Annotated in this window: 13 protein-coding genes, 1 tRNA gene and 1 pseudogene; 8 read left to right on the plus strand and 7 right to left on the minus strand. The window is 57.3% G+C overall.

All coding sequences use genetic code 11. From position 1 onward, the window contains the following. Nucleotides 1–263, minus strand: a pseudogene (locus BLX41_RS35495) (hypothetical protein); the annotation flags it as partial. A gap of 338 nt (nt 264–601) precedes the next feature. Between BLX41_RS35495 and BLX41_RS16135 the strand changes: the two are divergent. The 3 genes from BLX41_RS16135 (at nt 602) to BLX41_RS16145 (ending at nt 2858) form a co-directional block, all read left to right on the plus strand. After that, nucleotides 602–1690 carry an asparaginase gene (locus BLX41_RS16135; protein WP_123725710.1) on the plus strand — a complete coding sequence of 363 codons (1089 nt, stop codon included), beginning with the start codon at nt 602–604 and terminating at the stop codon, nt 1688–1690. 204 nt (nt 1691–1894) lie between these two features. After that, a complete protein-coding gene (locus BLX41_RS16140; RefSeq protein ID WP_102863635.1) occupies nt 1895–2164 on the plus strand; it encodes a DUF1654 domain-containing protein in 270 nt (89 codons plus the stop codon). Between the two features lie 4 nt (nt 2165–2168). Next, complete coding sequence (locus tag BLX41_RS16145) at nt 2169–2858, plus strand: endonuclease (protein ID WP_123725722.1); 690 nt, start codon at nt 2169–2171, stop codon at nt 2856–2858. A 52-nt stretch (nt 2859–2910) separates the two neighbouring features. Here the strand turns inward: BLX41_RS16145 and BLX41_RS16150 are convergent, their stop codons facing one another. Beyond that, a complete protein-coding gene (locus tag BLX41_RS16150) occupies nt 2911–3267 on the minus strand; it encodes an SPOR domain-containing protein (protein WP_123725711.1) in 357 nt (118 codons plus the stop codon). Between the two features lie 264 nt (nt 3268–3531). Here BLX41_RS16150 and csrA point away from each other — a divergent pair, with 264 nt between their 5' ends. Next, nucleotides 3532–3726, plus strand: coding sequence for a carbon storage regulator CsrA (gene csrA / locus BLX41_RS16155; RefSeq protein WP_007920550.1), 195 nt, complete (start codon nt 3532–3534; stop codon nt 3724–3726). A 238-nt stretch (nt 3727–3964) separates the two neighbouring features. On the opposite strand, the gene BLX41_RS16160 is transcribed toward csrA, so the two are convergent. The 4 genes from BLX41_RS16160 to BLX41_RS16175 form a co-directional block, all read right to left on the minus strand. Next, complete coding sequence (locus BLX41_RS16160) at nt 3965–4396, minus strand: bleomycin resistance protein (RefSeq protein WP_123725712.1); 432 nt, start codon at nt 4394–4396, stop codon at nt 3965–3967. 236 nt (nt 4397–4632) lie between these two features. Continuing rightward, complete coding sequence (locus tag BLX41_RS16165) at nt 4633–6099, minus strand: carbohydrate-binding protein (protein ID WP_123725713.1); 1467 nt, start codon at nt 6097–6099, stop codon at nt 4633–4635. Between the two features lie 45 nt (nt 6100–6144). Next, nucleotides 6145–6774, minus strand: a complete 630-nt coding sequence (locus BLX41_RS16170; protein ID WP_123725714.1) for a lytic polysaccharide monooxygenase auxiliary activity family 9 protein — start codon at nt 6772–6774, stop codon at nt 6145–6147. A 345-nt stretch (nt 6775–7119) separates the two neighbouring features. After that, nucleotides 7120–7470 carry a hypothetical protein gene (locus BLX41_RS16175; protein WP_123725715.1) on the minus strand — a complete coding sequence of 117 codons (351 nt, stop codon included), beginning with the start codon at nt 7468–7470 and terminating at the stop codon, nt 7120–7122. Nucleotides 7471–7778: 308 nt separating this feature from the next. On the opposite strand from BLX41_RS16175, the gene BLX41_RS16180 reads away from it, so the two are divergent. The 3 genes from BLX41_RS16180 (at nt 7779) to catB (ending at nt 10350) form a co-directional block, all read left to right on the plus strand. Next, nucleotides 7779–8912 carry an RNA ligase RtcB family protein gene (locus BLX41_RS16180; RefSeq protein ID WP_123725716.1) on the plus strand — a complete coding sequence of 378 codons (1134 nt, stop codon included), beginning with the start codon at nt 7779–7781 and terminating at the stop codon, nt 8910–8912. After that, complete coding sequence (gene prfH / locus BLX41_RS16185) at nt 8912–9529, plus strand: peptide chain release factor H (protein WP_123725723.1); 618 nt, start codon at nt 8912–8914, stop codon at nt 9527–9529. Before BLX41_RS16180 ends, prfH begins: the two co-directional genes overlap by 1 nt. Nucleotides 9530–9717: 188 nt before the next feature. After that, nucleotides 9718–10350, plus strand: coding sequence for a type B chloramphenicol O-acetyltransferase (gene catB, locus BLX41_RS16190; RefSeq protein ID WP_123725717.1), 633 nt, complete (start codon nt 9718–9720; stop codon nt 10348–10350). A 181-nt stretch (nt 10351–10531) separates the two neighbouring features. On the opposite strand, the gene BLX41_RS16195 is transcribed toward catB, so the two are convergent. Next, nucleotides 10532–10608 (minus strand) — tRNA-Val (locus BLX41_RS16195). 187 nt (nt 10609–10795) lie between these two features. On the opposite strand from BLX41_RS16195, the gene BLX41_RS35500 reads away from it, so the two are divergent. Then, the coding region (locus tag BLX41_RS35500; protein WP_259744951.1) for an NAD(P)/FAD-dependent oxidoreductase at nt 10796–11194 on the plus strand (399 nt) is incomplete at its 3' end.

The following is an 11194-nucleotide window of genomic DNA, read 5'->3' on the forward strand; positions in this document are numbered from 1 at the left end:
TGCTGCTTGAGCAGCTCCCCCAACTCTTGCATGCGCTTGAGCAGCATCTTGACGACGATACTCTGATTATCTCCACCCGAGTCAGCGTCTTCGGACTTTTCGGCCTGCTTGCTGGAACCAACCCGGAGGACGCCCGACTCATCGGTGCCCAGCGCCGTGGATGCCTCCTCGGCAGCGGCGTTACTCAATGCTTCAATGGTCGCCGGCGACTTGCCATTGATCAAAATCGCTCCTGCGCCAGGAAATCCGACTGACAGAGACATATGAACTCCTGAAAAAAAGATCCTGTCGGGTCATCGACCGTCTCGCGACATTCTTTAATGACGACCCTCCCCCCTTCTGCCGAACCACTGACGGGCATTTTCGGATTGCCGAACACCCACCCGCGCAAACGTTCGGAAACCCGGACATACGCCACTCCGCCGCCGTCAAAAATAGAAACAAAATTGATATAAATCAGTAACTTAAAATACTTATCGGGCCAAGGTAGCGCTGGTACAGATCCTGCTCACCCCTCACTGCCTCGCCGCATACAGATCTGCAGCCGAGGTGTTTCTAGATGAACCTGCATCAGCACCGTCTCACTACTAGAGAGAAAATAATGAAATCTGCCTTCAAAACCTTCGTTCCGGGCGCTTTGGCCCTCCTCCTGCTTCTGCCTGCGGCCGTGCAGGCCAAAGAGGCTGAAACCCAACAGAAACTCGCCAACGTCGTGGTCCTCGCCACCGGTGGCACCATCGCCGGCGCCGGCGCCAGCGCCGCCAACAGCGCTACCTACCAAGCGGCCAAGGTCGGCATCGAACAACTGATCGCCGGCATCCCCGAGCTGAGCCAACTGGCCAATGTGCGTGGCGAGCAAGTCATGCAGATCGCTTCGGAAAGCATCACCAACGAAAACCTGCTGCAACTGGGTCGCCGCGTCGCTGAACTGGCCGACAGCAAAGACGTCGATGGCATCGTCATCACCCACGGCACCGACACCCTGGAAGAAACCGCCTACTTCCTCAACCTGGTAGAGAAGACCGACAAGCCGATCGTGGTCGTCGGCTCCATGCGTCCAGGCACCGCCATGTCGGCTGACGGCATGCTCAATCTGTATAACGCAGTAGCCGTTGCCGGCAGCAAGAACGCCCGTGGCAAAGGCGTGCTGGTCACCATGAACGATGAAATCCAGTCCGGTCGCGATGTCAGCAAGATGATCAACATCAAGACCGAAGCCTTCAAGAGCCCATGGGGCCCGCTGGGCATGGTAGTGGAAGGCAAATCCTACTGGTTCCGCCTGCCTGCCAAGCGTCACACCATGGATTCGGAATTCGACATCAAGAATATCAAGAGCCTGCCTGACGTAGAAATCGCCTACGGCTACGGCAACGTCAGCGACACCGCCTACAAGGCCCTGGCCCAAAGCGGCGCCAAAGCCATCATTCACGCCGGTACCGGCAACGGCTCCGTGTCCTCCCGCGTAGTGCCAGCCCTGCAAGAGCTGCGCAAGAATGGCGTGCAGATCATTCGCTCTTCCCACGTCAATGCTGGTGGCTTCGTACTGCGTAACGCCGAACAGCCTGACGACAAGAACGACTGGGTCGTGGCTCACGACCTGAACCCGCAAAAAGCCCGCATCCTGGCCATGGTCGCCCTGACCAAGACTCAGGACAGCAAAGAACTGCAACGCATGTTCTGGGAATACTGACAGCCCTCCGCTCGACCGGTCCCGGTCGAGCAGGCTTCAACCACTCGCCCGTCCGGGCGAGTGGTTCCGCCCCTCCCTAACAGCCTCGCCGCCCCCTCCCCCGTAAAAAATCCTCCCTCACCCGCGAGAAAAATGCGTAAAGCGTGGTCAGAGGAACTTCTTGAATTTTAAGCAGTTGCGAAATGTCTTACAGTTAAATACTGTATACACGTACAGCTTATTAAGGATTGTTCCGTGGCCACGACCCAAACACCCCTCAGCTCCTACGAACGCCTGGGTGTACGCATCCAGAAAATCATCAACTCCCCTACCGCACAGAAAGCCAAGGCAGCCCTGATCTTCCGCCTCGCCGATGAGCCCCAGGACGAGTGGGAACGCCTGCTGGAGGAAATCGCCGAGAACGACAACGTCACCCTCGCCTATCGCGACGATGGTGGCGTGCAAATTTTCTGGGTCGTACCGAAGGAAGACTGAGTTGATGAGTGTCCGTTGTTTTGCCGTGCTGCTGCTTTTCGTCACCTTGACCGCCCAGGCCGATGCCCCACGCACCTTCAGCGAAGCCAAGAAAGTTGCCTGGAAACTCTATGCCCCTCAATCAACCGAGTTCTACTGCGGCTGCAAATACAACGGCAACCGGGTGAACCTCGCCGCTTGCGGCTATGTACCGCGCAAGAACGCCAAGCGCGCAGAACGCATCGAATGGGAACATATAGTGCCGGCCTGGCAGATCGGTCATCAGCGCCAATGCTGGCAGCAAGGCGGGCGCAAGAACTGCACCCGTACCGACTCGGTCTATCAGCGCGCCGAAGCCGACTTGCACAACCTGGTACCGAGCATTGGCGAAGTGAATGGCGACCGCAGCAACTTCAGTTTCGGCTGGCTGCCCGAGCAATCGGGGCAATATGGTTCATGCCTGACCCAGGTGGACTTCAAGGCCAAGAAGGTCATGCCCCGCCCCTCGATTCGCGGCATGATCGCCCGCACCTACTTCTACATGAGCAAGCAATACGGTCTGCGCCTGTCGAAGCAGGATCGACAGCTCTTCGAAGCCTGGAACAAAACCTATCCGGTGCAGGATTGGGAACGCCAACGCAATCAAAGCGTGGCCTGCGTAATGGGGCGCGGCAACGAGTTTGTGGGAGTCGTCAACCTCAAGACCTGCGGCTGACCCAGAAGCGCCCCCTGGGTACAGGCGCCTCTCGATGTGGCGGAAACAAGACTTACTGCGCAGCCTGGTGTTCGATGACCGTGACATCGATGTCACGCTTCTTGGCCTTGACGAGCTTCTCGACCACTTCGGTCTTTTTCGCCTCGGCCTCGGCCTGGGAAGCAAAAGGCCCGAGCAGCACCCGCTTCTTGCCCTCCACGGTCACCACATTGGAAATGATCCCGTGTTCGATCAGCCACCCCGTGAGATCACTGACCGCCAGGGGCAATTCGCTGCCCACCCACACATCCCACTGCGGCGCGGTGGAGGCCTGAACCGGCTGAACCTGCGCCGCCACTGAAGCACTCTTGCTCGCCTGGACTTGCTTGCCTTCGCCGCAACCGGCCAATGCCAACGCCGCCATCATCATCGCTACTGTGCGCACAACCTACCCCTAGAAAGTCTGAGGCGGCGATTTTAGCACTCAAGACACAAGAGACCGCGTCACAAAATCAGAGCGAAACAGGAAGAATGATATTTATTGGCTCTGTATAGTTGCGCCTTGGGAATTAATAGATCGTCTGCGCGTCAGAAAGAGGCACCCACTCAGTGGAACTTCGCACTAATCTATACCTAAGACCGACCTCTGCACTGTTTGAATCTGGTGCCCTACAAAGCTATCAAGGAGAAGATCATGCTGATACTCACCCGCAAAGTCGGTGAAAGCATAAACATCGGTGACGACATTACGATCACCATTCTCGGCGTCAGCGGCCAACAGGTCCGCATCGGTATCAACGCGCCAAAAGACGTCGCGGTACACCGCGAGGAAATCTATCAACGCATCCAAGCCGGACTGACTGCCCCGGACAAACGCGAAACCCCATGAATCCAATGAGCACCCGCTCCCTGCCTGTGCCCAACAGCTGGCGCGGCGCGTGCCCTGTTTACCTTGAGCTTCTCCCACAGAACACCTGCATGCCCTGACCGGGTTGCGACTACAAAAGTTTCCCGCCCACTGGATTGTCGTCAACCACTGACTATCGCCCCTTTCTGGCAAAAAACCGACCGCTGCCTCCCGGTACGCGGCGCCTCAGCAATGCAGGCGTCGCACCCGGGCTCGGCGGTCAGGCGCTGGCCGCTGGCTTGAACCCCAGATCCTCAGTGAACCGCAGCAAGTAGCCGTCCGGATCAAGCACCAGCAGATTCAACTCACCGTGCAGCAACTCATCATGCCGGTACCAGCACTCCTGGATCTCCCTGCGCAGAGCGATACCGGAATGCGCCAGAGCGGCAGCCAGCTGGCGAATGTCCGGGCACTCGATGGACAAGTTCATGCCTCGCCCAAAAGGGGCCTGCAAGGGGCCGACGCGCCACTCCGATTCCTCCTGATCATCCTGCTCCAGCATCAACTGAGCGCCATTGAAGGAGAGAAAGGCAAAGAAGTGCTCTGGACGCTGATACTCCACCTTGAAGCCTAAGGTATCGCGATAAAAAGACAGGCTGCGCTCCAGGTCCGTGACCAGCATTTCCGGAACCAGGTTATTCATTTGAAACATCGCAAGCTTCCATTGCTCATTGATCGAGCCGCGAGACTACTCCCAAGCCGCCCCCAGGTGCAGCCCCGCTTACCAATGATTACAACTGGATCAATGTCACGTCACGCGCCATGCCCACACACCTGCCGCCGGTCAGCCATGGACAACCTTCAGGAAACAAAAAAGGCGACCCGCATTCGGATCGACAACATCCGTGCGGGCCGCCTTGCCATTGAGCAGAACAATGACCTCACTGCTCAGCCATGACGCTCCAGCAACACCTTGCTCCACAGAGTGAAAGCCACGGAGGGCGTCCATGCCGGGTTTGAAGTGTGCTCTTGAAGGCAGAGATAGCGATTGCCCTCATAGCTCACTCCGTCCTCCCGGCGATAGCGCTGATTGGTACGCCACTCAGGGAAACTCGGATCGACAGCGCCACCTGCAGTCCTGACACTCAGACTACGACTGGGCAACGATTCACGACCCTGAGTATCAGTGGCCGTGACGAAGTAGCTGTACTGGGTATCAGCACTCAGCCCTTTGTCTTCGAAGCCCAGGGAAGTCGCCTGGCCCACCGCATTGCCATCGCGATACAGCGTGTAGAACTCCACCGGACGTACACCGCTGGAAGCGCTCCAGCTCAAACTGATACTGCTGCGCGTGGTTCCAATCACCTGCAGATTGCCCGGCGCCCCGGGGCGCTCAGGCTCCCCGCCATCGCCATGGATCAGCGGCGCATAACGGTTACGGAACTCCCAGTTGTACTGCACACCTTGCCGACTGACTCCGGCATCCCAGTTCACCGACCAGGTCATCAAGCCCTTGATGGCATGACCAGCCTCCTGCAGCCGCTTGAACGCATTACTCACAGCCGCAGGATCGATGACATAGCCAGTGGCTGCGGCATCGACGTTGCTGGGCAAACCTATTACCAGCTTGTCCGCCGCAATCCGGGTGTAGCCGCGAGTGCCCGAGGCCAGGCTATCGGTGAGATAGAACAGGAAGTCCTCCTTCATCTGATCATTGTTCTGGGCAATCCAGGCACCCTGCCCGCCGTTGGCCTCCTGCACCCAGAGCCCATCGCCACCCTGGTTGTAGTACTGCGGCGCGACAAAGTCGTAATAGCCCTCCAGGGCCTGCAGATAAGCCACGTACTTGCCGTTGCTGGTCAGGTACGGAAACTCTGGTGCCATGCTGATGATGAAATGCTTGCCCTGGCCGGCATAGTGATCCTTCACCAGCTTCAAGGCTGCCGGCAGCACGCTCTTGTTGTCGGCGTAGTCAATTGCACTCTGCTCCAGATCGATATCCAGACCATCGAAGCCGTAAGTCTCCACCAGGCGGATGATTTCGTTGGCCAAAGGCTGCTCGTTGCCCTTGTGCAACTCGATATGCGCATCGGCACCACCCAGGGAAATCAGCACGGCCCGCCCCTGGCTGTTGAGCACGCCGACCTGACGCCGAAACTCGGCGTCCGAGAGGTTGTAGGGCTTGAAGGTGGGAATGCCATTGCCCTTCATGAAGGCTACCGCCACCACGTTGTATTCCTTGGGGACATCCAACAGGTTCAGGTTGGCAAACTGCCCCTGCTGATAACCATCGGCAGGACCGGCGGCCCAGTTATGCCAGAAACCCATGAGGATCTTCTTGCCGGCAATGCTCGGCATCATGGATGCCGCATCTGCTGCTTGACTCTTGATTAATGCAAAGTCGATTTTATTCACGCTCTAATCCTTCAGAACTGTTAAAGGGTGCTGTACGACCGAGACTTACTTGAAGTCCAGATCGAAGGCCTGATAAAACCCGTTTCCGGTATTGGCGACAACCCACACCAGCACTACAACATGGTGGCCTTTCTTGTTTTTTGGCAGCACAACTTCGTGATTAGTCTTGGCCTTCAATACCGAGCCGAACTTGTCGAATGGAACTTCGGTATAAAAGTCCTGATAAAAAGCCTGAGGCTCCAGTTGCGCGCGACTGATGCGCTGCTTAGGGTCCCAACCATCTTTAGTGATGAACCAGCTGTAGCCACGAGTGACGTGAGGCGCGGTGTACTCCCACTGCACCTGAAATACCTGGCCGGGTTCCACATTGAGCAGCGGCCAGTTGAAAGCACGATTGATTTTCTTCGACATTTCCTCGTTGGTGAAGTTGATGCAGTCGCGCTCATCCACCTTGCCACCACTGAGAATGTGGCCATCTGCGGGTGGTACGGCGCTCCCTACATCGCTGTCGTAAGGTTTCGGGAAAGGCCCGGCGGTCAGAGCAGGGAAGTTTTTCCCACCTTCCATTTCATTCACCTGCCAGGTTCCCAGCAGTCCCAGCTCTACAGCAACCGAACCACGACTGGAAGGTGAAACGACGCGACCATGTTTAAGTTGAGCTTGTGGCTTGTTCATATTTTCACTCCATTGATTAATTAAGTCTTGCTCCTGATTGAGCACCATTAACTTAGCGCACTTTTCTCGACTTTTTTCACCAACTCACAAACTAACCATCTAGATCAATTTGTAAAATACCGCTCCAGCCCCATTAAACACTAGACCCTCTTATTTGGACTGACACTTTAAAGAGTCAATGTATTACAAGTTTTTCTACACTAAAATTCATACTTCCCTCAGTAATAAAATATCAAGCCGCACAACTAGCATTGAAAACACAGTCCCCAGAAACAACAAAACCCGGCGATTGCCGGGCTTGCTACCAAAAAGGCTGAATGTCTGCGCCTGAAGCGCTGCCGTGGCTTACAGGCAGGTCGCCAACGCCGCCAGGCGACGCTTCGAAACGGAGCCGTCGTCGATCGCGTAATAGTGGACAGTGGTGCCCGAGGGCTCAGCCTTGATATCCGCGAAGACTTCCGCAGAACGGGTATACACCGTATATCCGCCTACCTTGCCCGGTTGCAGATAGGCAGCCGCATCCACGCCAAAGACCGCTTCATCCTGCCAGGCAAACTGTACGCATTGCGCCACCAGTTGATCGGCCTTGGCCGAGGTCAGGGTCTTGTTGGGTGTTCTTGCCCGGGCATCGTCCATGGTGGAACTCGCACAGCCAGCCAACAACACTGCAACCATCACTGCCATCAAAACCCGCATGCTGCCACCTCGTCCATAAAACGCGAGAGTATCGCTCACACTGCAGGAAAAAGGCGTTCGAGCGGAAGAAAAAAGCCGCGATACCAGATGCCTTTTGTTTACAAAGCCCATTGCCAGGCCCCAGGCAAAGGATTAACCTTCGCGCCCCTTCCCACACTTTTGCCAAGGAGATCCATCATGCAACAGCTGATCACCCCTTGCAGGACGTGCCTGGTTTAAACGCTGTATCCGCTACCCGTTAGCGTCTTCGCTTAACCCCGCTCCGTCCTGCCACTACCTGAATATTTTTTTCCAATCAGGAATTGGACATGGACACTTGCATCCGTCATTTATCGAATGGCGTCTCTCTTATCACCTCCGACACCACCTGGATCGAAGACAAAGCGCTCCAGCAACTGCACACCACCGCCCAACTACCCGGCATGCGCCAGGTGGTCGGCATGCCAGACCTGCACCCAGGCCGGGGCTACCCGGTAGGTGCGGCATTTTTTTCCACCGAGCTGGCCTACCCGGCCCTGGTGGGCAACGACATCGGCTGCGGCATGGCGCTGTGGCAAACCGACCTCTCCAGCAGCCGCCTCAACCTCGACAAGCTGGAAAAGAAAATTGGCAATATCGACCTCCCTCTGGATGAACAATGGGACGAAGAACGAGCGCAACTGGGACTACCCCTCACCGGTCACGAACACTCACTGGGTACCATTGGCGGCGGCAATCACTTCGCCGAACTGCAACAGCTCGATCAGGTGTATGACGCCGCAGCCTTGCAGGCTCTGGAACTGAATCCAAAAGCCTTGCTGCTGCTGGTGCATAGTGGCTCTCGAGGCCTGGGAGAGGCCATCCTGCGGCGTCATGTGGATCAGCACGGGCACAACGGCCTGGAGATGATCAGCGCCGCTGGCATCCAGTACTTGCAAGAGCACGACGAAGCCCTGCGCTTCGCCGAAGCCAACCGACGACTGATTGCCGAACGCCTGCTGCACAACCTGCGAGCCAAGGGCCACGCCGTTCTGGACATCAACCACAACCTGGTGTCCCCGGCGAGTATCAATGGTGTCTCGGGCTGGCTGCATCGCAAGGGCGCCACACCATCGGACCAGGGTCCGGTGGTCATTCCGGGCTCCCGGGGTGACTACAGCTACCTGGTACAGCCCACTCCGACGCCTGTGAGCCTGTTCTCCCTGGCCCACGGCGCCGGACGCAAATGGCTGCGCAGCGACTGCAAGGGCCGGCTGGCAACGCGCTTCAGCTTCGAGCAGCTCAAGCGCACTCAACTGGGCAGCCGAGTGATCTGCGAGGACCGCGGATTGATGTACGAGGAAGCACCCGAAGCCTACAAGAGCATCGACAGCGTAGTCGGCAGCCTGCGGGACGCCGGCCTGGTACAGATCATCGCCCGGCTCAAGCCGGTACTGACTTACAAACGCCGGGGGTGCTGCTGATGCTGCTCTTACAACTGTCCTCTGCCCAGGGACCTGCCGAATGCGAGCTGGCGGTGACCAAAGCCTTGCGCCTCTTGTATCGCGAAGCCGAGGCACAAGGCGTACGTACCAGTCTCATCGAGCAGGTCGCCGGCCACGCCCGGGACACCCACAAGTCGGTCCTGGTCAGCCTTGATGGCGAACAGGCTGCGAGACTGGCCGAGCGCTGGACCGGCACCCTGCTCTGGACCTGCAAGAGCCCCTGTCGCCCTGGACACAAACGCAAGAACTGGTATTTCGCCGGGCAACTGTTCAAGGCTCCACAGAACAGCCTGGACGGCGAAATCCGCTTTGAAGCCATGCGCTCATCAGGTCCGGGCGGGCAACACGTGAACACCACCGACTCCGCCGTGCGCGCCACGCACCTGGCCACTGGAATCAGCGTGAAAGTGCAGTCCGAACGCAGCCAGCACGACAACAAGCGAGTTGCACATCTACTGATCCTGCAGCGCCTGGCAGATCGGCAACGGCAATCCGAGGAAGCCCTGCGCCTGCAACGCCGCGACGCCCACCACCGAGTGGAGCGCGGCAACCCGGTACGCAGCTTCAATGGCAGTGCGTTCACAGCCCAAGACTGATCCCCCCGTCCACGAGGAGCTGGCCATCACGACCGCTCCTCGCACCAGAGATTGCCGAGCTCCGCTGTCGAAAAGAGGGGGACCACACGTAAAAAACCTCAACCCACTCGCCAGCAGGACTGCCACCCACGAAAAGAACCGTGAACGGCAACGACCAGGACAATTTAAGACACGGAGTAATAACCCTGATGAACAACTATTTCGAAAGCCCCTTCAAAGGCATCCCTCTTGATCAGCAAGTCACCCACCCGAATATCCAAATTGGCCGCTACAGTTACTACTCCGGCTACTACCACGGTCACAGCTTCGATGACTGCGCACGCTACCTTCTTTACGAGGAAGGCGTGGACCAACTTATTATCGGCAGCTTCTGCTCAATCGGTTCGGGGGCGGCGTTCATGATGGCCGGTAATCAAGGGCACAGGAACGAGTGGGTCAGCACCTTCCCGTTCTATTGGATGTCCGAGGAGCCCGCATTCGCAGGCGCGCAGAACGGCTACGAAGCCGCTGGGGACACAGTGATCGGCAATGACGTCTGGATGGGTTCCGAAGCTATCGTCATGCCCGGCGTCAGGATCGGAGACGGCGCCGTGATAGGCACCCGCGCCCTGGTGACACGAGATGTCGAACCTTATGCAATCGTCGGCGGCAATCCTGCCAAGACGATACGTAAACGCTTCGACGAACGCAGCATAGAGCAGCTGCTGGAGATGCAGTGGTGGAACTGGAGCGACGACCAGTTGAAGGCGGCAATGCCGATTATGACCAGTAGCAATATCGCGGCGTTGTTTCAGCACTGGCAGGAGTTCATTCGACCGTAATGACCCGCCTCCCACGCAGCCTCCTCACTCAGGCCGCCATCAGGACAAGAAGCGCTATGCAGGCAGTGATCGCACCGAGGTTCTGGATAGCGCCTTGCAACACAATTAAAACGCTAAAAACAAAAAGGGGCTCACCTCTCGGTAAACCCCTTCTAGACCGCCCAGCAGAGCGGATTTTGTTTGGTAGGCGCGATTGGACTCGAACCAACGACCCCCACCATGTCAAGGTGGTGCTCTAACCAACTGAGCTACGTGCCTGCTGTGAGGCGGCATTCTACGGAATTCCAAAGGAGTGTCAACACCTTTTTTGCAGCTAAGCCTATGAATATGCGAATTTTTTAATTTCGGGATCGGGAAGAAGTTTTTCTTCCTGCCTGGTAGCGGATTTTCAACTCAGGTAGCATCGATGCACTCGTAAAATATATTAAACACATGAGGTCGCAGGATGGCGAACATTCCCTACCCACAGTCTTATTACGCCGCTTCCGCCAATGCGGCCCCGGAACGCCCACAATTGCAGGATGAGGTTGAAACCGACGTCTGCGTGATCGGCGCAGGTTACACCGGCCTGTCCAGCGCCCTGTTTCTTCTGGAAAACGGTTTCCGGGTGACCGTACTGGAGGCCGCCAAGGTCGGCTTCGGTGCGTCCGGGCGCAATGGCGGACAGATCGTCAACAGCTATAGCCGCGACATCGATGTGATCGAACGCAGCGTCGGCCCCAAGCAGGCACAACTGCTGGGCCAGATGGCGTTCGAAGGCGGCCGTATCATCCGCGAGCGCGTCGCCAAGTATCAGATCCAGTGCGATCTGAAAGATGGGGGCGTGTTTGCCGCACTGACCAGC

It is taken from the genome of Pseudomonas protegens, assembly GCF_003732485.1.
GTDB lineage: Bacteria > Pseudomonadota > Gammaproteobacteria > Pseudomonadales > Pseudomonadaceae > Aquipseudomonas > Aquipseudomonas protegens_B.